This window comes from Yoonia sp. R2331 (genome assembly GCF_041103235.1).
In the GTDB taxonomy this organism is placed as follows: Bacteria; Pseudomonadota; Alphaproteobacteria; order Rhodobacterales; family Rhodobacteraceae; genus CANMYO01.
On record NZ_JBGCUN010000001.1, the window covers coordinates 832,246 to 856,332 of the forward strand.

The 24,087-nt window shown below is 58.7% G+C and carries 22 protein-coding genes; 10 read left to right on the plus strand and 12 right to left on the minus strand.

What is annotated here, in order from left to right:
- Nucleotides 1–7: 7 nt before the first annotated feature.
- The 8 genes from AB3Y40_RS04220 (at nucleotide 8) to AB3Y40_RS04255 (ending at nucleotide 8,918) form a co-directional block, all read left to right on the plus strand.
- Nucleotides 8–268, plus strand: a complete 261-nt coding sequence (locus AB3Y40_RS04220) for a sarcosine oxidase subunit delta (protein ID WP_369437551.1) — start codon at nucleotides 8–10, stop codon at nucleotides 266–268.
- Nucleotides 265–3,168: a sarcosine oxidase subunit alpha family protein gene (locus AB3Y40_RS04225; RefSeq protein WP_369437552.1), complete on the plus strand. Its 2,904-nt coding sequence runs from the start codon at nucleotides 265–267 to the stop codon at nucleotides 3,166–3,168. Before AB3Y40_RS04220 ends, AB3Y40_RS04225 begins: the two co-directional genes overlap by 4 nt.
- Before the next feature lie 31 nt (nucleotides 3,169–3,199).
- Nucleotides 3,200–3,691: a sarcosine oxidase subunit gamma gene (locus AB3Y40_RS04230; RefSeq protein ID WP_369437553.1), complete on the plus strand. Its 492-nt coding sequence runs from the start codon at nucleotides 3,200–3,202 to the stop codon at nucleotides 3,689–3,691.
- Between the two features lie 87 nt (nucleotides 3,692–3,778).
- Nucleotides 3,779–5,722: a DNA primase gene (gene dnaG, locus AB3Y40_RS04235; RefSeq protein ID WP_369437554.1), complete on the plus strand. Its 1,944-nt coding sequence runs from the start codon at nucleotides 3,779–3,781 to the stop codon at nucleotides 5,720–5,722.
- Between the two features lie 157 nt (nucleotides 5,723–5,879).
- On the plus strand, nucleotides 5,880–7,859 hold the full coding sequence (gene rpoD, locus AB3Y40_RS04240) for an RNA polymerase sigma factor RpoD (RefSeq protein WP_369437555.1): 1,980 nt from the start codon (nucleotides 5,880–5,882) through the stop codon (nucleotides 7,857–7,859).
- Nucleotides 7,860–7,861: 2 nt separating this feature from the next.
- Complete coding sequence (locus AB3Y40_RS04245) at nucleotides 7,862–8,131, plus strand: HlyU family transcriptional regulator (RefSeq protein ID WP_369437556.1); 270 nt, start codon at nucleotides 7,862–7,864, stop codon at nucleotides 8,129–8,131.
- Between the two features lie 142 nt (nucleotides 8,132–8,273).
- Nucleotides 8,274–8,474, plus strand: coding sequence for a hypothetical protein (locus tag AB3Y40_RS04250; protein WP_369437557.1), 201 nt, complete (start codon nucleotides 8,274–8,276; stop codon nucleotides 8,472–8,474).
- Between the two features lie 30 nt (nucleotides 8,475–8,504).
- Complete coding sequence (locus tag AB3Y40_RS04255; RefSeq protein WP_369437558.1) at nucleotides 8,505–8,918, plus strand: secondary thiamine-phosphate synthase enzyme YjbQ; 414 nt, start codon at nucleotides 8,505–8,507, stop codon at nucleotides 8,916–8,918.
- 71 nt (nucleotides 8,919–8,989) lie between these two features.
- On the opposite strand, the gene ccoS is transcribed toward AB3Y40_RS04255, so the two are convergent.
- The 9 genes from ccoS to fnrL all read right to left on the minus strand — a co-directional run bounded on the left by ccoS (nucleotide 8,990) and on the right by fnrL (nucleotide 17,628).
- Nucleotides 8,990–9,142, minus strand: coding sequence for a cbb3-type cytochrome oxidase assembly protein CcoS (ccoS, locus tag AB3Y40_RS04260; protein ID WP_369437559.1), 153 nt, complete (start codon nucleotides 9,140–9,142; stop codon nucleotides 8,990–8,992).
- On the minus strand, nucleotides 9,139–11,256 hold the full coding sequence (locus AB3Y40_RS04265; protein ID WP_459553964.1) for a heavy metal translocating P-type ATPase: 2,118 nt from the start codon (nucleotides 11,254–11,256) through the stop codon (nucleotides 9,139–9,141). Before AB3Y40_RS04265 ends, ccoS begins: the two co-directional genes overlap by 4 nt.
- Nucleotides 11,253–11,705 (minus strand): FixH family protein, encoded by a 453-nt coding sequence (locus AB3Y40_RS04270; protein ID WP_369437561.1) that lies wholly within the window; start codon nucleotides 11,703–11,705, stop codon nucleotides 11,253–11,255. The genes AB3Y40_RS04265 and AB3Y40_RS04270 overlap by 4 nt, the downstream gene beginning before the upstream one ends.
- On the minus strand, nucleotides 11,702–13,186 hold the full coding sequence (gene ccoG, locus AB3Y40_RS04275) for a cytochrome c oxidase accessory protein CcoG (RefSeq protein WP_369437562.1): 1,485 nt from the start codon (nucleotides 13,184–13,186) through the stop codon (nucleotides 11,702–11,704). The genes AB3Y40_RS04270 and ccoG overlap by 4 nt, the downstream gene beginning before the upstream one ends.
- A 145-nt stretch (nucleotides 13,187–13,331) precedes the next feature.
- Entirely contained in the window at nucleotides 13,332–14,195 is an 864-nt protein-coding gene (gene ccoP, locus AB3Y40_RS04280) for a cytochrome-c oxidase, cbb3-type subunit III (protein ID WP_369437563.1), read from the minus strand.
- On the minus strand, nucleotides 14,188–14,424 hold the full coding sequence (locus AB3Y40_RS04285; protein ID WP_369437564.1) for a cbb3-type cytochrome c oxidase subunit 3: 237 nt from the start codon (nucleotides 14,422–14,424) through the stop codon (nucleotides 14,188–14,190). The genes ccoP and AB3Y40_RS04285 overlap by 8 nt, the downstream gene beginning before the upstream one ends.
- Nucleotides 14,425–14,434: 10 nt before the next feature.
- Nucleotides 14,435–15,160 (minus strand): cytochrome-c oxidase, cbb3-type subunit II, encoded by a 726-nt coding sequence (ccoO, locus tag AB3Y40_RS04290; protein WP_369437565.1) that lies wholly within the window; start codon nucleotides 15,158–15,160, stop codon nucleotides 14,435–14,437.
- Nucleotides 15,161–15,169: 9 nt separating this feature from the next.
- A complete protein-coding gene (gene ccoN / locus AB3Y40_RS04295) occupies nucleotides 15,170–16,780 on the minus strand; it encodes a cytochrome-c oxidase, cbb3-type subunit I (protein WP_369437566.1) in 1,611 nt (536 codons plus the stop codon).
- Nucleotides 16,781–16,908: 128 nt separating this feature from the next.
- A complete protein-coding gene (gene fnrL, locus AB3Y40_RS04300; protein ID WP_369437567.1) occupies nucleotides 16,909–17,628 on the minus strand; it encodes a transcriptional regulator FnrL in 720 nt (239 codons plus the stop codon).
- A gap of 284 nt (nucleotides 17,629–17,912) precedes the next feature.
- On the opposite strand from fnrL, the gene nrdR reads away from it, so the two are divergent.
- Together nrdR and ribD are read left to right on the plus strand one after the other, a co-directional pair.
- Nucleotides 17,913–18,380 (plus strand): transcriptional regulator NrdR, encoded by a 468-nt coding sequence (nrdR, locus tag AB3Y40_RS04305; protein ID WP_369437568.1) that lies wholly within the window; start codon nucleotides 17,913–17,915, stop codon nucleotides 18,378–18,380.
- Complete coding sequence (gene ribD, locus AB3Y40_RS04310; protein ID WP_369437569.1) at nucleotides 18,377–19,465, plus strand: bifunctional diaminohydroxyphosphoribosylaminopyrimidine deaminase/5-amino-6-(5-phosphoribosylamino)uracil reductase RibD; 1,089 nt, start codon at nucleotides 18,377–18,379, stop codon at nucleotides 19,463–19,465. The genes nrdR and ribD overlap by 4 nt, the downstream gene beginning before the upstream one ends.
- Here the strand turns inward: ribD and AB3Y40_RS04315 are convergent.
- The 3 genes from AB3Y40_RS04315 to AB3Y40_RS04325 all read right to left on the minus strand — a co-directional run bounded on the left by AB3Y40_RS04315 (nucleotide 19,462) and on the right by AB3Y40_RS04325 (nucleotide 24,005).
- Entirely contained in the window at nucleotides 19,462–21,477 is a 2,016-nt protein-coding gene (locus tag AB3Y40_RS04315) for a capsular polysaccharide biosynthesis protein (protein WP_369437570.1), read from the minus strand. The genes ribD and AB3Y40_RS04315 overlap by 4 nt on opposite strands.
- A gap of 3 nt (nucleotides 21,478–21,480) precedes the next feature.
- Complete coding sequence (locus AB3Y40_RS04320) at nucleotides 21,481–22,611, minus strand: polysaccharide biosynthesis/export family protein (RefSeq protein ID WP_369437571.1); 1,131 nt, start codon at nucleotides 22,609–22,611, stop codon at nucleotides 21,481–21,483.
- 164 nt (nucleotides 22,612–22,775) lie between these two features.
- On the minus strand, nucleotides 22,776–24,005 hold the full coding sequence (locus AB3Y40_RS04325) for a capsule biosynthesis protein (RefSeq protein ID WP_369437572.1): 1,230 nt from the start codon (nucleotides 24,003–24,005) through the stop codon (nucleotides 22,776–22,778).
- Between the last annotated feature and the right edge of the window lie 82 nt (nucleotides 24,006–24,087).

Here is a 24,087-nt window from a genome sequence, read left to right on the forward strand (position 1 = left end):
ACAGGAAATGCGGATCACATGCCCCTATTGCGGCGAACGCGACCGACGCGAATTTACTTATCAGGGTGATGCGCTGGCCCTGAACAGGCCCGCCCCCGATGCAGGCGAAGCGGCCTGGGATGACTACTTGCACAATCGTGACAACCCCGCAGGCGACACCCGCGATGTCTGGTATCACGACCCCTGCGGTGCATGGATCGTGGTTGAACGGAACACAGTGACCCATGCCGTTACAGGCAGCACATTGGCATCAAAGGTGAAGGCATGAGGATTACGGGCAAAGGCCAGATCGACCGTAACCGTCCGGTCAATTTTACCTTTGACGGTGTCAGCTATCAGGGGTTTGTCGGTGATACGCTGGCGTCGGCACTCCTGGCGAATGGTGTCAAACTGATGGGCCGGTCGTTCAAATACCATCGCCCCCGTGGCGTCGTGACGGCAGGGTCAGAAGAGCCTAACGCGCTCGTCACGGTCGCGGACGAACCCAACCTGCGCGCCACGACGGTTGAAATCTACAATGGCCTGGATGCCCGCAGCCAGAACGCCTGGCCATCGCTCAAGCGCGATGTGATGGCGGTGAACGATCTGATCTCGCCGTTTCTGGGCGCGGGGTTTTATTATAAGACGTTCATGTGGCCCAAAAGCTTTTGGGAAAGCGTCTATGAACCCATCATCCGCCGCGCGGCAGGTCTTGGGGCGCTGACTGGCAAGAACAACGCCGATGACTACGAAAAGGCCTTTGCCTTTTGTGATGTGCTGGTGATCGGGGCAGGGCCCGCTGGTTTGATGGCCGCATTGACGGCAGCCCAAGCCGGTGCCGATGTCATTTTGGCGGATGAGAACCCAACAACGGGCGGGCGGCTCTTGTCCGAGGATGAGGTGATCGAAGGCCAACCCGCCGCGGACTGGGCCGAAGGTGTGACAGCAAAGCTGGCGGCGATGAAAAACGTCCGTATCATGACCCGAACCACAGTCACCGGGGCCTACGACCAAGGCACCTTCGGCGCGCTCGAGCGGGTCAGTCAGCACGCGCCTGCGCGCGCCGGCACACCGCGTGAATGTTTCTGGCGGATCGCCACCAAGCACAGCATCCTGTGTGCAGGCGCGCTGGAGCGCCCGATTGCATTCCCGGACAATGACAGACCCGGGATCATGATGGCGGGTGCCGTGCGCAGCTACTTGCACCGCTTTGGCGTGCGACCCGGCCAATCAGTTACCGTGTTTGGCAATAACGATGACGCCCATCGTACAGCCCGCGATTTGGAAAACGCGGGCATCAATGTGGCCGCCGTGATCGACACCCGCACCGGGGTCAGCTTTGACGGCAACGCCCCTTGTTTCACCGGCGGTCGGGTTGTTGCAACCAAGGGGCGGCACGTGCTGGAAAGCATCACCGTGGAACACGAGGGCGGAACACGCATCATCCGCACGGATTGTCTTGCGATATCCGGCGGCTGGAACCCCACGGTGCATCTGACTTGCCACATGAACGGCAGGCCGGAGTGGTCTGAAAAGATTGCCTCTTTTGTGCCTGTCGATGGTGCGGTGCCGGGTATGGTGACCGCGGGTGCCTGCAACGGCACGTTCACAACGGTCACATGCCTTTCTGAAGGCGCAGAGGTGGCCGCGCGGGTGTTGAATGCAAGCCCTGCCGCAGTCCCCGACGCGGACGACACGCCTTACAACATCACACCCTTCTGGTCGGTTGAGGGCAAGGGCCGCAAGTGGCTCGATTTCCAGAACGATGTGCATGTGAAGGACATCAAGCTGGCGGCGCAGGAGAATTTCCGCTCGGTCGAGCACATGAAACGCTACACCACTCAAGGTATGGCGACCGATCAGGGCAAATCATCGAACGTGGCGTCACTGGCCGTGTTGGCCGATGCCACCGGGCGCGGCATTCCTGAGACTGGCACCACCACCTTCCGTCCGCCTTATGTGCCGGTCAGCATCGCCGCCATGGGCGCGGGGTCGCAAGGTCACGGCTTTGCCCCGGAACGCCACACCACCAGCCATGTCGCGACGCTGTCACGCAACGCGCCGATGATCGAGGCAGGGCTGTGGTACCGCCCCAGCTATTTCCCGCAACCGGGCGAGGCGACGTGGTTGGAAAGCTGCAATCGCGAGGTTGCGATGGTGCGTGAAAATGTCGGCGTTTGCGACGTCTCGACTTTGGGCAAGATCGACGTGCAAGGCCCTGATGCCGCAGTCTTTTTGGACTTCGTCTATGCGAATACATTCTCGACCCTGAAAGTGGGCAAGGTCCGCTATGGGCTGATGCTGCGTGAAGACGGGCATGTGATGGACGACGGCACAACCGCACGCCTGTCAGAGACGCATTATGTCATGACAACCACGACAGCTGCGGCCGGTAACGTCATGAAACAGCTGGAATTTGTGCGTCAAGCGCTGCGCCCGGACATGGACGTCCAGATCATCAGCGTGACCGAACAATGGGCACAATTCGCCGTGGCGGGGCCAAAGGCGCGCGACCTGTTGAACACGCTTCTGGATCAGCCGATTGACGACGCGACGCTGCCCTATATGTCCTGCGCCCCGGTGTCGCTGTCTGGCGTTGCAGGCCGGATTTTCCGCATCTCGTTTTCAGGGGAGCACGCCTATGAAATTGCCGTGCCGGCGCGTTATGGTGCCTCGCTTTTCAATCTGCTGAATGCCCAGGCCGAGGCGCTGGGTGGCGGCCCCTACGGGATGGAGGCGCTGAACGTTTTGCGGATCGAAAAAGGGTTCATCACCCATGCAGAAATCCACGGCCGCACAACGGCCTTTGATATCGGAATGGACCGCATGGTGTCCCGCAAGAAGGATTGCATTGGCCAAACCGCTGCCGCGCGTCCGGGACTTGTGGGTGATCACCGGGAACAATTGGTCGGCCTGAAATCGGTGGAGGCGGATGAGAAACTGACAGGTGGTGGGCATCTTTTTAACGAGGGCGCAGAACCTGTGCGCAGCAACGATCAGGGCTACGTCACCTCGGTCTGCTGGTCGCCAACCTTGCAAGGCCACATCGGGTTGGGGTTCCTTGTGAACGGCCGCGCGCGACATGGGGAGATAGTGAAGATGGTGGATCATGTACGTGGTTTGACCACCCGCTGTACGGTCTGTGATCCAGTAATGTTTGATAGCGATGGGGGACGCCTGCGTGGCTAAATTGATAGCTCAGACACCCTGCGGAGATGCTTTGCCGCAAACTATCGGCAATGTGACACTGACCGAAGTGGTGATTGACGCGATGTGGTCCGTCGCCCCCTACAAGGGGAAGGAAAAGGCTGTTGCAACAGCCCTCGGCACGGGATTTCCGAAGCCAAACCGGACGACCTCGGGCGCTGCCATCCGTGCGCTTTGGGGCGGGCCGGGCATGGCCTTTGTCATCTGTGACGCGCTGCCTGATCTGACAGCACTGGCGGCGGTCACGGACCAGTCTGATGCCTGGGCTGTGGTCGCGGTCTCAGGCGCGGACAGTGTGGATGTGCTGGCACGGTTGGTGCCGATTGATCTGCGCGGCAAGGCCTTCAAGACTGGCCATACCGCTCGGACGATGTTGGGGCATATGATGGTCAGCGTGACACGAACCGGCCCGGATGTGTTCGAGATTATGGCGATGCGTTCGATGGCAGGTACTTTGACGCACGAGTTGACCCGTGCCGCCACGCTTTATACCGGGCGCGGCTGAACTGTATTTTATGCCTTCGGCGGGGATATTTGTAGCCAGAAGAAGAGCGCGCCTCGACTCTGCCCGGCGTGCGCGGGATAATACGGCATGAGCCTGCCGCCCGGATTTCTTGACCAGTTGCGTGACCGTCTGTCCCTTGGACAGGTGGTGGGGCGCAAGGTCATGTGGGACAACCGCAAATCCAATCCGGGCAAGGGTGATCTGTGGGCGCCATGCCCGTTCCATCAGGAAAAAACTGCCAGCTTTCACGTCGATGACCGCAAGGGATTCTATTACTGCTTTGGCTGTCACGCCAAAGGTGATGCAATTTCCTTTGTGCGCGAGACAGAGAATGTGGGCTTTATGGAGGCGGTCCAGATCCTTGCAGGCGAAGCGGGTTTGCCCATGCCCGAACGGGACCCGCAGGCACAGCAAAAGGCCGATGAACGCACGCAACTGGCACAGGTCATGGAACAGGCGGTGCAGCATTTTCGCCTGAACCTCAATACAGCGGCTGCCGGTGAGGCGCGCGACTATCTGGAACGGCGAGGCCTGAATGCGGACGCTTTGGCGCGCTGGGATATCGGCTTTGCGCCGGCTGGATGGGAAGGGCTGCGTAGCGCGTTGACGGCCAAAGGGGCCACGGTTGAAGACCTGTTGAAGGTGGGGCTGGTCAAGGCTTCTGACAGGGGGCGCGAGCCCTATGACACGTTCCGCGACCGCATCATGTTTCCGATCCGAGATGCGCGCGGTCGGGCCATCGCCTTTGGCGGTCGCGCGATGGATCCAAACGACAACGCCAAATATCTGAATTCGCCCGAAACCACGCTGTTTGACAAGTCCCGTACGCTTTACAACGTGCAAAAGGCGCGTGAGGCGGCGGGCAAGGGCCAGCCGTTGGTCGTGGCCGAAGGCTACATGGACGTGATCGCTCTGTCCGAGGCGGGGTTTGAGGCGACCGTAGCACCACTTGGTACAGCCGTGACCGAACACCACCTCGCAATGCTGTGGCGGATTGCGGATGAACCGATCATCGCACTGGATGGCGACACTGCGGGCCTGCGCGCGGCGATGCGCACGATTGATATCGCCTTGCCGCTGCTTGAGGCGGGCAAGTCCCTGCGCTTTGCACTGATGCCCGACGGCATGGACCCCGATGACGTGCTGAAATCCAAGGGCCGCGGTGCGATGCAAAAGCTGCTGGATGGCGCGATTCCGATGGTGAAGATGCTGTGGGAAAGAGAACTCGAAACGAGTCCCAGTGATACACCCGAGTCCAAGGCTGGCCTCGAACGGCGACTTAAGGAGGCTATCAAGAAGATCCCTGACCCCCAGGTCAGACATTATTACGGCCAAGCTATCAAACAGTTCATTTGGGAACAGTTTCGACCAAGAAATTGGGCGCCAAACTTTCAAACAGGTCGAACCAATAAGAACAAGGCTACTGCAAGCGCTCGTAGGTCGTTACTCGCAAGAGATTTGAATGTTCGGCAACTTGAAGAAGTCCGCGAGAAGATTGTTCTGGCAATTTGCAAGAACCATCTCGAAGTTGCTCGTGATTTTGCACCAGCATTGGAAATGGCTGAGTTTTTGGGAGAATCTCACAGCCAGATTGCCTTAGTCATCGCTGAGTATTGCTACGCTAACACGGAAGAGCAGATGCTTATGGAATTTGGCAGGCAGGATTTAGAAGCATCGCTGACCAAAATAATGAATGACCGAATAGTTAGTATTGTTCCTGCAGTACCAGATCATGCCGACTACGAACTTTCTCGAATGACTGTCGCAGAGCAGTTGGCATTGCTTGAAGCTAGTCGCGGGCACAGAAAAGAAATTGATGAAGCTGAAGAGGAAATCGGCACGACTTTTGACGAGCATTTGACTTGGAGATTGGCGCGTGTCGCGGAGGCTGTCGATACCACCGTCAAACCCGAAGGCAAGTCCGACGACGGTGATTTCGAGGTGGCTGACAACGGCGCCAAGCTATCCAAAGACGATCGTGAGCACCGGGATGCGATTTGGGCCAACATCAAAATTGAAAAGTCCCGCTAGCGCACTATCTATAGGCGCTAGCCATCGGGACCAATCGACACATCACGGGAAAATCACCCTGCAAGCGCTTGCGAATCACCCGCAACCCGCGTTGATTCGATTTTAACCGAATCACCCGAATCACTTCGGGGCCTGTTTCATCTTAAAGGGAGCCATCATGGCCGCCAAAGATAACGACGACCGCAAAGATAGCGACTCTGACGACGTATCCCTCGACATGAGCCAAGCGGCGGTCAAAAAGATGATCGCCGATGCGCGCGAGCGGGGCTATATCACCTACGATCAGCTCAACCAGGTTCTGCCACCCGATCAGGTCAGTTCTGACCAGATCGAGGACGTGATGTCGATGCTGTCCGAAATGGGCATCCAGGTCACCGAGGAAGAGGAATCCGAGGAGTCCGAGGAACCGCAGGGTTCCACCGAAGTTGCCACGGTCGCGGGCAGCCGTGACGTGGCGCTGTCCTCGGGAGAGACCGAAAAGCTTGACCGCACCGATGACCCGGTGCGCATGTACCTGCGCGAAATGGGCAGCGTTGAACTGCTGTCCCGTGAAGGTGAGATTGCGATCGCAAAACGGATCGAGGCGGGCCGCAACACGATGATTCTGGGGCTTTGCGAAAGCCCGCTGACATTCCAGGCGATCACCATCTGGCGCGACGAACTTTTGTCCGAAGACATCCTGTTGCGCGATGTGATCGACCTTGAAACCACCTTTGGCAACCAATTGGGTGAAGACGACACCGAAGAAACGGTTGTTGCCCCCGCCACCAATGCCGAGGGTGAGAAAAAGGAAGAAAAGCAGGAACTTGACGCCGACGGCAACCCGATTGCCAAGGACGATGACGACGACGATGAAGAGCAGGCCAACATGTCGCTCGCTGCGATGGAAGCGGCACTGAAGCCGCGCGTTCTTGAAACGCTCGAAGTCATCGCGCGTGATTTTGCCCTGTTGTCTGACATGCAGGATGCCCGGATGTCGGCCACACTGAACGAGGATTCCTCTTTCAGCGACAAGGCCGAGGACAAGTATCAGAAGCTACGTTCCGAAATTGTTGAACTGGTGAACTCGCTTCACCTGCACAACAACCGGATCGAGGCGCTGATCGACCAGCTTTATGGCATCAACCGCCGTATCATGCAGATTGATAGCGCGATGGTGAAACTGGCTGATCAGGCCCGCATCAACCGCCGCGAATTCATTGACGCTTATCGCGGTCGCGAGTTGGACCCGAACTGGCTGGAAGAGATCTCTGAAAAGACCGGGCGCGGCTGGCAGATGCTGATCGAACGCTCCACCGATAAGATTGAAGAGTTGCGCGGCGACATGGCCCAGGTCGGCCAATATGTCGGCGTCGACATCACCGAATTCCGCCGCATCGTGCAACAGGTCCAGAAGGGCGAAAAAGAGGCGCGTCAGGCCAAGAAAGAAATGGTCGAAGCGAACCTGCGTTTGGTGATTTCCATCGCCAAAAAGTACACGAACCGCGGCCTGCAATTCCTTGATCTTATTCAAGAAGGTAACATTGGCTTGATGAAGGCCGTGGACAAATTCGAATACCGGCGCGGCTATAAATTCTCGACCTACGCGACATGGTGGATCCGTCAGGCGATCACCCGGTCCATCGCTGACCAAGCCCGCACGATCCGTATTCCGGTCCATATGATCGAAACGATCAACAAACTGGTCCGCACCGGGCGTCAGATGCTGCACGAAATCGGTCGCGAACCCACGCCAGAGGAATTGGCAGAAAAGCTGCAAATGCCGCTGGAAAAGGTCCGCAAGGTGATGAAAATCGCCAAGGAGCCGATTTCGCTGGAAACACCGATTGGCGACGAAGAAGACAGCCAGTTGGGCGACTTCATCGAAGACAAGAACGCGATCCTGCCGCTGGACTCTGCCATTCAGGAAAACCTGAAGGAAACCACGACACGCGTCCTCGCCAGCCTCACCCCGCGTGAAGAGCGCGTGCTGCGCATGCGCTTTGGCATCGGCATGAACACTGACCACACGCTGGAAGAGGTCGGCCAGCAATTCAGCGTGACCCGCGAACGCATCCGCCAGATCGAAGCGAAGGCGCTGCGGAAGCTCAAGCATCCCAGCCGGTCGCGCAAGCTGCGCAGCTTCCTGGATCAGTAGTGGTGTTCGGCAAGCTCTTTGGCAAAAAGACGGCGGCCCCGGAAGAGGCCGCCCCTATCGACTACAAAGACCACCGCATCTTTGTCGCGCCAATGGCCGAAGGCAAAACCTGGCGCATCGCAGCCCGCATCGAAAAGGACGTGGATGGCGAAACCAAGGTCCACCAGTTGATCCGGGCAGATACGCTCAATGACAAGACAGAGGCAGAGGACGCTTCTCTCGCCAAAGCAAAACAGGTCATCGACCAACAGGCCCGCTGGCTCTTCGACTGACGCCGTAGGCCGGGCCTCAGACCGGCAGGCCCACCTCAGATCAAATATTTCCGTGCATTCACGAACAGCGGCGGTGTGTTTCAGCAACCTTGTTCGTGTGCGCACTTGCCCCCATCTCGTCTTTATCGAAAGGATGAAGCCGATGACCCGCATCACAATGACCTCCGCAATGGCCGCCCTGACCATCTCGTTTGCCCCGCCTGCGATGGCCTATCCCACGGCACCCGAAAGCACCGTAACCCTCGCCGGTGTGGTGCAGTCGGACGAGGCTTGCACACTAACCGACACTGAAAAGCTGGCAGCCTTGCTGAATGTCCCACTCACGGGCAACGCCACTTGCTAATCCCCCCAAGGCCGGGGCACCTTTGCTCCCATGAAGACGCTGTCCCTCCCCACCAGCGGCCCCGGCCTATATGACATCACCCGCGCGGTCGCTGACCAGATCGCGGGCCGGGGCAGCGGTGTTGTGATCCTGATGATCCAGCACACCTCGGCCAGTTTGGTCATTCAGGAAAATGCCGATCCAGAGGTGCAGACCGACCTGCAGAATTTCTTTGCACGTCTGGTGCCGCCCACGACTGATCCGGCGATGTCCTATCTCACCCACACTTACGAAGGCCCCGATGATATGCCTGCGCATATCAAGTCTGCACTTCTGCCGACGACCCTGACGATTCCGGTAGAGAATGGCCGCATGGCGCTAGGGACTTGGCAGGGGATCTATGTGTTCGAACATCGCGATGCCCCGCATCAGCGCCGTGTGGTGGTTAAATTCCTTAAGGATTAAGGCTGCATCAGATGTGCATGGTTTGTGCATCGCATGTGCATGGTGCTTTTTGCACCGAACGATGGCCAAAGTCAGGGCGCAGGGGTGTCGTCATCCAGCAAGATCCGCGCGGCGTTTCCGCTTTCGTCGTCATATTGGTCCGACTTGATCGTCCATAGAAACGCCGCCAGCCCAATCCCCCCCAGGATCAACGAGACAGGTATCAAAACCACCAGCACGTTCATTTCACCAACCTCATCCGCATCGCATTTGCCAAGACGCTGATGGATGATGCCGACATCGCAAGGGCTGCCGCCAGTGGTGTGGCAAATCCCGCGAGCGCAATCGGCACAGCGATTAGGTTATAAAGTGTTGCGATGGCAAAGTTTTGTCGCGACAGCCGCTGCGTCGCACGCGCGACAGACAGTACCAAAGGCAGGTCGGCAAAGCTGTCCCGCAACAAGACAATGTCCGCAGCGCTGCGTGACACTTCAAGCGCGGTTGAAGGCGCAATCGAGGCATGAGCCTGCGCTAGTGCAGGCGTGTCATTCAAACCGTCGCCTACCATCAAGACGTGTCGCCCCTGATCGCTAAGCCGGTTCAGGTGCGCCAGTTTTACCTCTGGTCGCACATCTGCCAAAACCGGCACGCCCAAAGTGTCCCCCCAGACCGCGGCGCGATCTTTTGCATCACCGGTTACGATCTCTGTCGACAGGTCCAATCGCGCCAAGGCATCCTGCACGCCAGCGCGTAATTTTTCGGGGGTTTCCAGTGGTATAGCCGGCGCATCGCCGATGCGCAGGCAAAGCCCGGACAGGTCTGCGGCCACCCAATCACCACGCCCAAGCTTAACGCGTTGTCCCTGCCAAAAGCCGGTTACGCCAGCGCCGTGCGTTTCGGTGATTTCTGACATCGGGGCAGGGGTCACATCCGGCAAGGCCTGCACCAGTGCTTGTGAAACGGGATGGTCAGAGCTTTGAGCCAGCGCCAAAGCAATCGCCCTTTCGAGAGGGGCCAGTTGATCAAGTGTCATGACTTCGGGCGTTGTCAACGTGCCCGTCTTGTCAAAGACGACGTGATCCACCTCTGCCAGACGTTCAAGTGCTGTGCTGTGTTTGACCAGATATCCCTTTGAAAACAAGCGGCTGATTGCAACCGTCGTGACGGCAGGCACGGCGAGACCCAAGGCGCAGGGGCAGGTGATGATGAGCACTGCAATGGCAACATTCAGCGCATGGCGCAGATCGCCCGTGGCGAAGGCCCAGCCCAGAAAGGCGACCAGCGCCAAAAGATGTACCGCCGGGGCATAGACCCGCGCGGCGCGATCAGCCAGGGCGGTATAGCTGTTGCGGCTGTTCTCTGCCGTCTCCACCAATGCCGCCATGCGCCGCAATGTTGTGTCCTGCCCAACATGGGTGGCGACCATCGTGATCGGCGCGCCCAAGTTGACCTCTCCGGCTTGCAAGGTGTCGTGCTGGTCCAGCGTGATCGCTTTGCTTTCGCCCGTCAGGAACGACCGATCCATGAGGGCTTGCGGCGTCGACAGGGTGCCATCCACAGGCACGCGCCCGCCTGATGGCACCAGCACTTTGTCGCCAACTTCGATCTGCGGCACTGGCACGCTCACCCGGCCTGATGGGGTCAAAAGCTCTGCGGTATGCACCTCAAGTGCGGTCAACTCTCGCGCGGCTGAACGGGCGGCTTGGCGCGTGGTGTGATCCAGATAGCGCCCGATCAGCAAGAAGAATGTCAATGACAGGGCCGCGTCGAAATAGGCGTGGTGGCCGCTGTTTAACGTCTCATAAAGAGACATGAGTGTGGCAAGAGCGATGGCCAATGAGATTGGCACATCCATGTTCAATCTGCGTACCCTCAGGGCTGTCCAAGCACTTTGAAAGAACGGTTGTGCAGCATAGATCACGACCGGCACCGCGATTCCTGCAGAGATCAGGTGAAACAAATCACGCGTAGCACCCGCGGCACCCGACCAGACCGCGACCGACAGCAACATGACATTCATCATCGCAAATCCGGCAACCGCCAACCGCGTGAGCAAGGCGCGGCCTGTCCCGTCTTGCGCTGAATTCAATGCTGCCAAGTCAAGCGGATAAGAAGCAAACCCGAGATCCTGAAGGCTGGATTGAACGGCATCCGGTGCAACCGTGCCGCTGACCGATAGACGCTTCAGTGACAAGTTGACCCGCGCCGATTGCACGCCGGGCATCTTTGACATCGCACGCTCGATTTTGCCGATACAGGCCGCACAATGGATGCCGGGGACCGAGAATTGCAGATCAGGCGGCGCTGCAGCCTCTTGCGCCAGTGGTGCTGCAGCACAGGCAGGGCAAGCCGACATCATGACGGGACCCTCACCACCACGCGCTGCTGAAATAATGTGCCGTCATCGGCTCGCAGTTTCAGTCGCAGGTTCCAGTTCCCCGGTGCCACGGTCACAGGCGCATGAAAACCGGTGCCGTCAAATTTCAGGTTTGGGGTTTGGTCCTGCGTGACGTTGGTGGCACGGCCAAAGGTGGCGCTTTCGATGGTGGGGGCGATGGCGTGCCCGTCTTTCAGCACCAACAGCGTCAACGTGTCACCGCTCACCGTCGCGCTGACATCCCACCCCAAAGCCAGCTGTGCGGCCCTGTCGGCCTCGAACGATTGGCTTGAAACGTAAGAGTTGCGCACCTCAAGTCCCGGAAAGGTCTTCACCGCGTTGAAGGCGAGGGTCAGATTGACGCTGATGATCACGCCGAAGGCCAACACAAACGCCGCCAGCACATGCCAGCCTTTGATTTCCCGTGTCATTGTGATCTCCCATTGAATATTGTGGCACGGCTCGCGCGGTCGCCGCTTTCGATGTCCTCGACCCAAATGCGCAGGTCGGTGGCGTCAGCTGTCGACGCAGCATCTTGCGGGCGTGCAGTGACATAAACGCGCTGCAATGTGGTGCTGTCGGCAGGGACCAAGACGGTGAGATCTCGGTCGCTGCCTTCCAGATCAATCCGCAGCACCGCGTCACTGCTCAGGCTTAGATGAAAGGCGCGCTGCTCGCCCAGCTTGTTGCGCAAGCGCACGTCATAGATGTTGCGGATCGCACCATCGGATTGCACGACGAATTGCGGATTGCGGATCGGGCTGACCGTCAGTTCGATGTCTGACCGGATGAAAAGCGCGTAAAGCAGCCCCAGACCAATCGCCAACCAAATCGCGGTGTAGAAAATGACGCGGGGCCGCAGCACATGACGCCAAACGGGGCGCGGTGGGTTGCCTGCCCGCTCTGCTGGCTCGTCGGCTAGGGCCAGATAGTCGATCAACCCGCGCGGCTTGCCGACCTTGTCCATGATCTCGTCACAGGCGTCTATGCACAGCGCACAGGTGATGCACTCCATCTGTTGACCGTCGCGGATGTCGATGCCCATCGGACAGACGTTGACGCATGCTTTGCAGTCAATGCAGTCGCCCAACTGCAAGTCCTGGGCATCGGGTAAAGTCTCTGCCGCTTCGGCATAGGGTGTTGCTTGCCGCGCAGCCGCTGCGGCTACGGCCCCCTTGCGGTGCTTGCCGCGCGGTTCGCCCCGCCAATCACGATAAGCCACGGTGATGGTGTCAGGGTCCATCATTGCGGCCTGAATGCGCGGCCAAGGACACATGTAGATGCAGACCTGCTCGCGCATGAAGCCGCCAAAAACAAAGGTGGTCAGGGTCAGAACGGCGATGGTCAAATAAGCAATCGGATGCGCTGTGAACATCACCAGATCACGCGCCAGCGTCGGTGCGTCAGTGAAATAGAACACCCATGCCCCGCCAGTTGCGACGGCGATCAGCAACCAGACCAACCATTTGGTCAGGCGCAGCCGCCATTTTTTCAGGTCCCAGCCAGCGCGGTGCAGCCGGATACGGGCGTTGCGATCTCCTTCGATCCAGCGCTCCACAAGGATGAAAAGGTCGGTCCAGACTGTTTGCGGACAAGTATAGCCGCACCACACCCGGCCAAGCGCCGAGGTGAATAGGAACAGGCCCAAACCGGCCATGATCAACAAGCCCGCGACAAAGTAGAACTCGTGCGGCCAAATCTCGATCCAGAAGAAATAGAAACGCCGGTTCGCCAGATCGACCAGCACGGCCTGATCTGGCAGGCTGGGTCCGCGATCCCAGCGTATCCAGGGCGTCAGATAGTAGATGCCCAGCGTCAGGATCATGATCCACCATTTCAGACGGCGGAATGTCCCGGAAACCCGGCGTGGGAAAATCGGCTCTCTCGCAGCATAGAGCTTGGCTGAAGTCATGATAAAGGTTCCTGTTCGCCCGTCTGTTCTATGGGCAACAAAGGGGGCGGTCCTTGATCTGTGTCAAAAAGCGCCCCGAAACGAGCAGGTTGCGAACAGGTTCGTTTCGGGGCTGGGTCCGCCCGGATCGGGCGACCGTACTGTGCTATTCACCGCCACCAAGGCTGTGAACATAGACGGAAACAGCGCGCACGTCTTCTTCGCTTAGGCGTTCACCCCAGGCAGGCATGACGCCGTAACGCGCATTGGTGACAGAAGTTGTGACGTTGTCCACATCACCGCCGTAAAGCCAGATGGCATCGGCCAGATTAGGCGCGCCCAGATCGCGATTACCTTCGGCATTGTCGCCATGACAGGCGGCACAATTGTCCAGATAAACCTCTGACCCAAGGCTGACCAAATCCGCATCAGCACCACCAGACGACAGGCTCAGGACATAGGCCACAACAGCGTCAATCTCTTCGCGCTCCAGAATGTCGCCGAATTCGGGCATCTGGCTGAACCGCGCGTCAAAGTCTGTTTCGTTGCGGATACCATGCCGCACCGAATAGGCGATGTCGTCCATCGTGCCGCCCCAAAGCCAGTCATCATCCAGCAAGTTGGGATAGCCCGTCGCACCCGCCGCACCTGAGCCGTGGCATTGGCTGCATTGTGCGCGAAATACGGATCCGCCGCGGGCCACCGCATAGCGGTGCAGATCGTCGGTCGGGGCCAGCGCATTCATATCCGCCGCGACCAGATCAGCCACGAGGCCGGCGTTGCGTTCTGCGTGGGCGGTGATGTCGGCGGCCACTTCGGCACGGGTCGAGTATCCCAGCAACCCTGCCGTGGCACCTGAAATCATCGGCCATGCAGGGAAGGCGATGGTATAGGCCACGCCCCAGATGATCGTTGCATAGAACGTCCATAGCCACCAACGGGGCAGGGGGTTGTTCAGCTCTTCAATGCCGTCCCAGCTGTGGCCGGTTGTTTCGACACCGGTTTCTTCATCGACCTTTTTATCAGACATTGTCCCGTCCTTTCAGGTCAAACGTGGTGGTGGAGCAACGGCAAGCGGCGCATTCACCGCTGCAATCGCCCTTGGGCGCGTCATTGCGAAACGGGATTTGGCTGGCGTCCTCACGTGCATGGCGCTGGCTGGGCAGGAACGCCCAAACGGCGACGCCAAGGAAAAAGCAGAACATCGCCAGCAGGACCCAACTGTCTGCGATTTCGCGCAAAAGGGAATAGGTATCCATGTGTCGGCTCCTATCGGGTTGCGTCGGGAGTAAAGGTCGAAAAGTCGACCATCGTCCCGAGGATTTGCATGTAGGCGATCAGCGCGTCCATTTCCGTCAGCGCGGGCTGGCCGTCAAAGTTGGACACCACTGCCCCCGGATAGCGCGCGACCAGATCATCCCAGTCCCCGTCAGGGTCTGCTTGAACGGTAAAGTCAGCGCTGGCCTGGGCGATCATCTCGTCGGTGTAGGGGACGCCGACAAACCGATGGGTCCGCAGAAGGTCACCGACATATTCGCCGTCAATCTGAGTGTCCGCGAGGAATGCGTACTTTGGCATAATGCTCTCGGGTACAACAGATTGAGGGTCTTTCAGGTGATCCACGTGCCAAGCGTCGGAATAGCGTCCACCGACGCGGGCCAGATCTGGCCCGGTGCGTTTTGACCCCCATTGGAAGGGATGGTCATACATCGATTCCGCTGCCAGCGAATAATGCCCGTAGCGTTCGACCTCATCGCGCATTGGGCGGATCATCTGACTGTGGCAGACGTAGCACCCTTCGCGGATGTAGATGTCACGCCCTGTCAGTTCCAGCGGAGAATAGGGGCGGACGCCGTCGACTTCTTCAATCGTGTTTTCCAGCCAGAAGAGCGGGGCGATTTCAACGATGCCGCCCACGGTTACCACCAGCAAGGAGAAGGTCAAAAGAAGCGTCGGGCTTTTTTCGAGAACGGCGTGTTTGTCCAGAATGGCCATGATCTGCTCCTATTCTGCAGGGGTTGCGTTGGGCAGGCTGACGGTCGCAGGGCGCGCGCCCCGGATCGTCATCCACATGTTCCAGACCATGACCAAGGCCCCGGCGAGGAACATCACACCACCCAAACCGCGGACCACATACATCGGGAACTTGGCGCTGACGGTGTCGGCGAAGGAATTCACAAGGAACCCCTGGTCATCAACCTCGCGCCACATCAGGCCTTCCATGATGCCTGTGACCCACATGGATGCCGCATAAAGAACGATGCCGATTGTCGCCAACCAGAAGTGCCAGTTGATCGCAGGCATCGAGTACATCTCTTTGCGGCCCCAGAGTTTCGGCACAAGAAAGTAGATGCAGGCGAATGTGATCATGCCGTTCCAGCCCAAAGCGCCGGAATGCACGTGCCCAATCGTCCAGTCGGTATAATGCGACAGCGAATTGACCGCGCGGATTGACATCATCGGCCCCTCAAAGGTGGACATGCCGTAGAACCCAAGGCTGAGGACGAACATCCGCATGATCGGGTCCGTGCGCAACTTGTCCCATGCCCCTTGCAAGGTCATCAGGCCGTTGATCATCCCGCCCCAGCTGGGCATCCACAGAATGATCGAGAACACCATCCCCAGTGTGGATGCCCAGTCCGGGAGAGCCGTGTAATGCAAATGGTGTGGACCGGCCCAGATATACAGAAAGATCAGTGCCCAGAAGTGAATGATCGACAGCTTGTAGCTATAGACCGGCCGTCCGGCCTGCTTTGGCACGAAGTAGTACATCATGCCCAGGAAGCCCGCTGTCAGGAAGAAACCCACCGCGTTGTGGCCGTACCACCATTGGGTCATCGCATCCTGCACACCGGCAAAGACCTGCACAGATTTGCCGCCCCAAATGCTGACCGGGATCGACAGGTTGTTGACCACATGCAGCATTGCGACGGTGATGATGAAGCTCAGGAAAAACCAGTTGGCAACGTAGATGTGCCGTTCCTTTCGGACGACAATGGTGCCCAGATAGACGCCGAGATAGGCCAGCCAAACGATGGTCAGCCACAGATCGACATACCATTCAGGCTCTGCGTATTCTTTGGATTGGGTGGACCCCAGCAAATAGCCGGTGGCAGCCAGTACGATAAACAGCTGATAGCCCCAGAACACGAACCAATGCAGATTGCCGCCCCACAGGCGCACGGCACTTGTACGCTGAACCACGTAGAAGGACGTGGCAATCAGGGCGTTGCCGCCAAAGGCAAAAATCACGGCTGATGTGTGCAGCGGGCGTAAGCGTCCGAAATTGGTAAAGGGCTGCCCCCAATCGAAATTGAGCGCCGGAAACGCCAGTTGAAAAGCGATGAACGTGCCGACAAGAAACCCGGCGATGCCCCAGAACGCAGTGGCAATCACGCCAGCGCGGATCACGCCATCGGCATATTGGCTGCCTGCTGCTGCTGCCTCGGGCCGCGATTCATTTGTGCGGCGCAGAACCCAAAGGAACATGCCTCCTGCCACCAACATGATCAGCAACGCATGCACCTGATAGGCGACGTCGCGCCCCCAGTTGGCAGCAAGTGCTGCCACAAACGTAATGATCCCTAAAAGTAAGAGTTTGACGTAATCCATCACTGGCCCTCGCAGTCAATCGAGCAGCCGAAAATCTGCTCCTGTTCGCAAAGGGGTTTTGGATCGGGGTTACGCTTGGGTCTTTGATCTACATCAAGGTCGCGAATAAATCATGCGTTTGAGGGCAGGGGTCAGTCGCCAGTGGCGCTTTTCAGTGCGGATTGATCCAGCACATCAAAGGTGCGGCGGTCCTTGAAGGCGATCACGCCGTCATTCTTCAGGCCGTTGATTTGGCGGCTTACTGTTTCAAGCGTCAGACCCAGATTGTTGGCCATCTGCTCGCGCGTCATCGGCATAGTCAGGCTGTGGGTCTGTCCTTCGATGTCGGGGTGTTCGGTCCGGCGGGCCAACATCTCGATAAATGTCGCAATCTTTTCGCGTGCGGTTTTGCGGCCCAACAACACCATCCAGTCTCGCGCTGCATCCAGCTCGTCCAGCGCCATTTCGGCCAGGCGCTGTGCGACATGCGGTGTCTCAGACAGCATCTTTTCAAACGGTTTGCGCTGAAAGCAGCACAATGTCGTGTCGGTCATCGCAGCAACATCAAAGTCGATATGCGTGCGCCCCGGCCAACCGACAAAATCGGATGGCATCAACATCCCAACCATTTGCGTCCGCCCATCCTCGAGCGTTTTAGACAGCGTTGCCATCCCTTGCACGACCGAACCGACATAGGTCAGGTCGTCCCCCCGCGACAGGATCGTCTGCCCCGCGGTGAACGACTTGTAGGATTTCATCGACTCTAGCACGCTCAATTCATCGTCGTCGCATCGCGCACAAACGGCGCGATGACGGATCGGGCATTCGGTGCAGCGCACAGAAGAAGATGTATCAAACTTGAGCAAAGTCATGGCGATTGTGTTCCCTGTCCCTAGTCTGACGGTCCGTGGGGGGAATGACCAGACCAATATGACCCAAACGATACTGTGAATTGGCGCAAACCCTTTCGGCTGCCGGTAGATTGGATAGCACCTTGAGCAGGACAGTCGGGTTATGAGATTGGTCAAAAACTTTGGCAACGGATGCCAGATAAGGGGGGTCAAAATCCGGGCTACCCAAAACCTAGCAGACATCCTATAGTGCCTGTGGATAACTTGGGGATACACCCAAGAGGCAGACAACAAGAGGTCAGGATATGCGTTGCCCCTTTTGCGGAAACGTTGACACACAAGTCAAAGATTCACGCCCCGCCGAAGATCACGTTGCCATCAGACGGCGCCGGTTTTGCCCGGCCTGCGGTGGACGATTTACCACTTACGAACGCGTGCAACTGCGTGATCTTGTAGTGATCAAATCCAATGGTCGACGCGAAGATTTCGACCGCGACAAGCTGGAACGTTCGATCCGGATCTCGATGCAAAAGCGCCCGGTTGAACCGGAGCGGATTGATCAGATGATCTCTGGCATTGTGCGGCGGCTGGAAAGCATGGGTGAAACCGACATTCCGTCCAAGACAATCGGTGAAATTGTGATGGAAAGCCTCGCGCGGATCGACACCGTAGCATATGTCAGATTTGCCAGCGTTTACATGAACTTCCAAGCCGCTGATGATTTTGAAAAGTTCATGGATGAACTGCGCCCGGACACCAAGTCAGACACGTGACCGCCGCCCAAGACGCGCGGTTCATGGCGCTGGCCCTGATGTTGGGGCAGCGTGGGATGGGTCGTGTCTGGCCTAATCCGGCTGTGGGCTGCGTCATCGTCAAGGACGGGGTAATTGTTGGGCGCGGGTATACGGCAGACGGTGGCAGGCCCCATGCGGAACCGCGGGCATTGGCACAGGCAGGGAACGCCGCGCGGGGTGCAACGGCCTATGTCACGCTTGAACCCTGTGCGCACCACGGGCAAACACCACCCTGTGCCGCAGCACTGATCGCCGCCGGGATTGCCCGCTGCGTCATCGCAACAACAGATCCCGACAGCCGTGTGTCAGGCAAAGGCGTGGCGATGCTGCAAGAGGCAGGGATCACCGTGGACATGGGCGTTGGGGAGGCAGAAGCCAATCGTGATCACGCGGGTTTCTTCAATCGGATCAAGCAGAACCGGCCATGGCTGACGCTTAAGCTCGCAACAACGTTGGACGGGCGCATCGCAACCCGCACCGGTGACAGCAAGTGGATCACCGGTCCAAACGCGCGGCGCGCCGTGCATGCAATGCGCGCACGCCATGATGCGGTGATGGTGGGTGGCGGCACGGCCCGCGCTGATGACCCCATGCTGGATGTGCGCGATATGGGAGATGTGCCGCAACCGGTGCGCGTTGTTGTCAGCCAATCGCTCAACCTGCCGCAAAACAGCAAGCTGGCCCGCACGGCCAACGATCAACCGCTATGGCTGTGTCATGGCGCTGATGCGCCGCAAGGCAATTGGCCGCAGATCGGTGCCACGTTGCTTTCCTGCGCGACAAACGGGCAGGGGCTCAACCCCGCCAGCGTTCTGGAGGCACTTGCCGCCAAGGGACTGACGCGGGTGTTTTGCGAAGGCGGTGGCGCCTGGGCGGCATCGCTTCTGCGCGCCGGTCTTGTGGACGAAATGATTGTCTTTGGCGGTGGTGCGGTCGTTGGTGCGGACGGGACGGCATCTGTGGGCGATATGGGCTTTGACCGGTTGCAGGATGCTCCACGTTTCGTTCTGTCAGAGGTCACGCAGATCAGCGGCGACATCTACCACCGCTGGCATCCTGCCTAGCGCCACAGGGGCGCGAAACTCGCCAACCAGCCTTGCAGTTTCGACAACAGCCGATTGCCCCGACCGGGGCGCGGCACGTCCCCGGTTTGCAAACGTTCCACGACAACCTCGACTGGGCAGGCCATTCCTGTCACAGGATCAAAGTAGCGGGGATAGTCGATCAAAACAGCATGGGTCAGTGCGATCAGATCGGGCGTCGCTGCCCGGCGCGCCAAAGGCATCGCCCGATCATCAGTCAGGCCCCAGCCCGCATAGAATGGCGTGCCCAGACAGGTGACGGACTTGCCGCGCAACAAAGCCTCGAACCCCAAAAGGGATGTCATCGTCCAGACCTCGTCCACGTGATCAAGTGCCGCAATCGGATCGACGCCCGACAGCACCACGTCCGCCAAATCACCCGCGTCAGGGACAATACCGGGGCGCAATCCCGCCTCAACATCGGGGTGCGGCTTGTAAAGGATCACAGCGGCCGGATTGATCCGGCGCACCTCTGCCAGAAGGGCGGCGTTGGTCTTGACCTCGCCCGCGCCCAGCTTGATCGAAGCGTCGTCTTCGACCTGACCCGGCACAAGAATGCGGCGCGCCTGCGCTACATCGGGCAGATCAACACCATCCCCAATATTGTATTTGGAAAGCCCCGCCTTGTTGATCTGTGCAATCAGCTTTTCCGCCCGCAGCCGTGCGCCATCAGGCAGATCAACCGATGCGGCGATCAACTGTTCCAACCTGCTTTCGCGGCGCGGATCGTAGTAGATACCCAGATCATCCAGCACCAGCGAAAGCGCAGGGATCAGTTCGGCCCCCAACCCATTGGAGCGTAGAAAGCCGTCTTCGACCCTGAAAACACCGGTTTTCTCCAGAAAATCCGTGATTTTCCCCGCCCAAACCATTTGCCGCTGGCCGTCTTTGGGGGGCGCATCAAACGTCAACGGCTTGACCCCGCCAAAGACCTTTTGAAGCGGTGCGCGTTTCCACATCCGCATTTCATGTGCGACCCAGCCACGATGGTCGTCGCGCCAGGCGCGCGCTTGCGCGGTAAGCGTGGCGATCACATCCTCAACCTCGCACAGTTTGTCGCGATAGGGATCGTACCAGGTGGGATAAAGGATCATGGCCGCCGCAAATAGCTGCGCACGGGTCAGTTTGCGTTGGCGCCTGTCCAACGGTTTGCGGTCATCTGTCAGGCCCCAGCCCATATAAAACGGTTGGCCAAAAACCACGGGCTTGTGCCCGGTCAGCACCGCTTCAAACCCCATTTGAGAAGAGACCGTGTAGACCGCAATCGCCCCTTCATACAGCGCATAGGGGGAGTGTGGCGTGTCGAGCAAGCTGATCCGGTCGGTGCAATCGCTCTCGCTAAAATACCCATCACGATGACCCGCCGTGGTTTCGGGGTGGGTTTTGATCAGGATGCGTGCGGCGGGATGTTCGGTTTGCGCGTAAAACAACATCTCGCGGAATGTGTTCAGATCGCAGCCAGAGGCTTTGACGCTGGCATCCCCACGGGTCTGGTCGATGACCAACACATAGCCTGGGTCGGGCGGCGGCAGGGCAAGGTCAAAAGCGTTGTATTTCGACAGATGCAGGCGTTGGATGTCCGCCATCGCGTTCTTGGCGCGAGCCAACAGATGCGCATCGTCCAAAGGGTCCTCGGCCAGCAGGCGTTCGAGATCGGACCGGGTTGTGGGGTCAAAATGCACACCATGATGATCAATGTGCAGCCCCAGTGCAGGATCGCCGTCGCGCCCGGTCAGGACAGACCGCAGAAACGCATCTTCAATCCTGACAATGGGGGCGTCGGTGTGGGCTGCGACGGCTTCTCCCCGTGGGGCAGTGGGGCTTTGGCCCCAGACGCCCACCGCATCACCATCACCCGGCTTCCCCAATTTGATGTCAAAGCCCGCCAGCGACAAGATGCGGCGGGTACGGGTCTGGGTCAGAAACCCACCGTTGTAAACGTAAAGCCGCCGCAGGGTTTCCCCCGCGGCGGCGGTATTGGGCGTATGCGCCATGCGTTAGTTGCCAGCGGCTGTGTTCAGCGTGTTCACAGCGGCCAGCGACCCGGTCGCAGCGGCAATGGTCTTGTTGAACTGCACGAACGGTGCCTCGGTCACATAGACGGTGTCACCATCACGGATCGCAAAATCGCGGGCCATGAAGACGCCATTTGGCTGTGTCAGATCAAGGACATATACGATCCGTTGGGTGCCGATCAGGTCTTCACCTACCAATTGCTCTGCAATCGCCTCGGGTTCGTTACGGAACACAAAAACACCGGTTGGGTCAGCTGCTGTGGCTGATAGGCCGCCAACCTGCGCGATTGCTTCGATGGCCGAAATGGACTGATCAAAGAACTGAACCCGGTCTTGCGTGCCGGTGGCCCCAAGTGCCGTGAAGAAACGCGTATCTTCTTCAACAACAATCTGATCGCCGTTGCGTAGTGCGATGTCATTGCGCGGGTTCTTGAACAGGTCTTCGTACCAGATCGAGCCGCGATGGCTGCCGCGCACAACGGTGACACGTGCTGTTTCGGGGGCAATGCCCACGCCGCCAGCGGCGGACAGCATCGCGCCAAGCGTGCGGGTCGGCTGTTCAATCGGATAGACGCCGGATGCGTTGACACCACCCGTCACGGCCACGGTTGATCCATTACCAGCAAGGCGGCGCACCTGCACCTGTGGGTCAGGGGTCTGATCTGCCAACTTCTCTGCAATCACGCGGCGCACGGCCTCTGGCGTATTGCCAGCTGCACGAACGCGACCTGCGTAGGGCACAAAGATAAAGCCAGATCCATCGACCTGCACCTCTTCAAGGATCGTCGCGTTTTGGCCGGTCGGGACCAGCAAACCGTCATCGACGTTTTCCCAGATCGTCAGACCCAGCGTGTCGCCGGCGCTGATCGTGTCGGCCCCCAGCTGTCCCGCGTTCAGGAATGCGGACGAAAAGCCGAGCGCAGGTGCGACGGCGGCGATGGCATTGACCCGGTCGTCAACCGTCAGGACAAAGGCATCGCCTTCGCGCAAAACGGAACCGGAAAAGATTTCTGCCTTGTTCGGCCCAGAGCGCGGCAGACCGCAACTGGCCACAAGGCCAAGGGTCACCACGAGGGCCACGCCTTTGGACAGGCGCAACGTTAGGGATAGCACTGCTCGGTCTCCTCGACCTGTTATTGTTGCCTCAAGTTTTTCTTTTAAGGTACGGGAATCCGGGCGCAAAAGATAGTTGGCGCGCGCGCCGTTTCCGGATCAGGGACAATGGGTGTTGCGTCAATGCCGCGATTGTGTACCCGCGGCGCAAGGTCTTGTGGTGGTTATTTCACGATCCGCAAGGGTTGGCGTGGCGGCGTCTTGCCCGCCGCCAGCGCATCATAGGGGTCCTGATCGGACAACATCATATCCACGACCTGACGCATCAATTGTCGCCTGCCGCGCGCCGAATAGAACCCGCCGGGTACCTGAGAGGTTTCCAGTAGGAACCTCCGGTAATCCTTGTATGCGCGGCTATCGGGCCGGTCAGAGGCGGTGAAAAAGTCGGCCAGCGGCTGATGAGAGACAAATTCAGGCTTGGCATAGACTGCATCGCCAAACACTTTCAGCGGAATGCCGCGCCACAACACCTGTTGGGCTGCGGTTGAATTCACTGTGACTGAGGTGCGTGCATGATCCAAAAGTGCGGCAAGTTTGCCGCCCCGCACATAGTGTACCCGGCCTTTGACACCCAATTCCTTGGACAATCGTTTGATGATCCGCCTGATGGGCGAACGGCCATTTTCAAGCGGGTGCGCCTTGAACACCAAATGGTGATGTTGCGGCGCGCCGTCGGCAAAGCCTTTCATGACAACCGTCAAAAACTCTTCCATGCGCGCGAAAGGAGAGTGCATTTGAAAACTGCTGTCATGTTCCAGTTGCAGCAGAACCAGATGATAGGGAAAGCCGCCATACCGGATGCGCAACGTAGCGATCCGCCGGTCGAGTGCGATCAGCGGCATTAGCAGTAATCGCTTGGTGTAAAGGTAAGCCTCGGCCGCGACGGGCAGTTCGCGATGCCGGGCAAAGTTGCGATAGTCCCCGTTTCGGAACATCACGAACCAATGGTAAAGCGCGCCATAAAAGACGTGATGGCGCATATCGCCCCAATGGGCCGGTGGGGTCGGGACCTCAAGATCGGATAGGGCCAACGCCTTGCGCATGTCGTCAATGCTCAGGTTCATCAGCCGGGAATTGCCGTTTGTACCGCCCCGTTCGTAAGTTACCCAATAGGGCCGCATATAGCCTTCTTCAAAGACATGAACCCGCAAGCCCATCGCCTGGGCGCGTGCAATCGCATCGGCATGTATCGGGCGCGTGTCACCATAAAGCACAATGTCGGTGATCGCATGTTGGGCAACGAGGGCGGCAAACGTTTCTGGCCAGGTGTCAGGTGTGCCGCGAAACGGAATGTAGCCAGGAGCACCAAACCAGAACGCCCGGTCACCTGCGTTGAACCCGACGCGCCAAACCTCTGCACCGGCTTTGCGCAACATCTTGGCAAGGCGGTGCATAAAAGGTCCGTGGGGACCCTGAAGGAACAAAAATCGGTGTGGTTCACTCACGATTGGCACATTAGTTCAGAACAGATGAATA

Excerpts from the sequence above, each read along its gene's own strand:
- AB3Y40_RS04250 (WP_369437557.1), top strand. The coding sequence starts at position 8,274 with ATGACCCGCATCACAATGACCTCCGCAATGGCCGCCCTGACCATCTCG.
- dnaG (WP_369437554.1), top strand. The coding sequence starts at position 3,779 with ATGAGCCTGCCGCCCGGATTTCTTGACCAGTTGCGTGACCGTCTGTCC.
- AB3Y40_RS04265 (WP_459553964.1), bottom strand. The coding sequence starts at position 11,256 with ATGATGTCGGCTTGCCCTGCCTGTGCTGCAGCACCACTGGCGCAAGAG.
- AB3Y40_RS04225 (WP_369437552.1), top strand. The coding sequence starts at position 265 with ATGAGGATTACGGGCAAAGGCCAGATCGACCGTAACCGTCCGGTCAAT.
- AB3Y40_RS04285 (WP_369437564.1), bottom strand. The coding sequence starts at position 14,424 with ATGGATACCTATTCCCTTTTGCGCGAAATCGCAGACAGTTGGGTCCTG.
- AB3Y40_RS04325 (WP_369437572.1), bottom strand. The coding sequence starts at position 24,005 with ATGCACCGCCTTGCCAAGATGTTGCGCAAAGCCGGTGCAGAGGTTTGG.
- AB3Y40_RS04220 (WP_369437551.1), top strand. The coding sequence starts at position 8 with ATGCGGATCACATGCCCCTATTGCGGCGAACGCGACCGACGCGAATTT.
- AB3Y40_RS04315 (WP_369437570.1), bottom strand. The coding sequence starts at position 21,477 with ATGGCGCATACGCCCAATACCGCCGCCGCGGGGGAAACCCTGCGGCGG.
- AB3Y40_RS04270 (WP_369437561.1), bottom strand. The coding sequence starts at position 11,705 with ATGACACGGGAAATCAAAGGCTGGCATGTGCTGGCGGCGTTTGTGTTG.
- ccoG (WP_369437562.1), bottom strand. The coding sequence starts at position 13,186 with ATGACTTCAGCCAAGCTCTATGCTGCGAGAGAGCCGATTTTCCCACGC.
- rpoD (WP_369437555.1), top strand. The coding sequence starts at position 5,880 with ATGGCCGCCAAAGATAACGACGACCGCAAAGATAGCGACTCTGACGAC.
- nrdR (WP_369437568.1), top strand. The coding sequence starts at position 17,913 with ATGCGTTGCCCCTTTTGCGGAAACGTTGACACACAAGTCAAAGATTCA.
- AB3Y40_RS04255 (WP_369437558.1), top strand. The coding sequence starts at position 8,505 with ATGAAGACGCTGTCCCTCCCCACCAGCGGCCCCGGCCTATATGACATC.
- ccoS (WP_369437559.1), bottom strand. The coding sequence starts at position 9,142 with ATGAACGTGCTGGTGGTTTTGATACCTGTCTCGTTGATCCTGGGGGGG.
- ccoO (WP_369437565.1), bottom strand. The coding sequence starts at position 15,160 with ATGGCCATTCTGGACAAACACGCCGTTCTCGAAAAAAGCCCGACGCTT.
- ccoP (WP_369437563.1), bottom strand. The coding sequence starts at position 14,195 with ATGTCTGATAAAAAGGTCGATGAAGAAACCGGTGTCGAAACAACCGGC.
- fnrL (WP_369437567.1), bottom strand. The coding sequence starts at position 17,628 with ATGACTTTGCTCAAGTTTGATACATCTTCTTCTGTGCGCTGCACCGAA.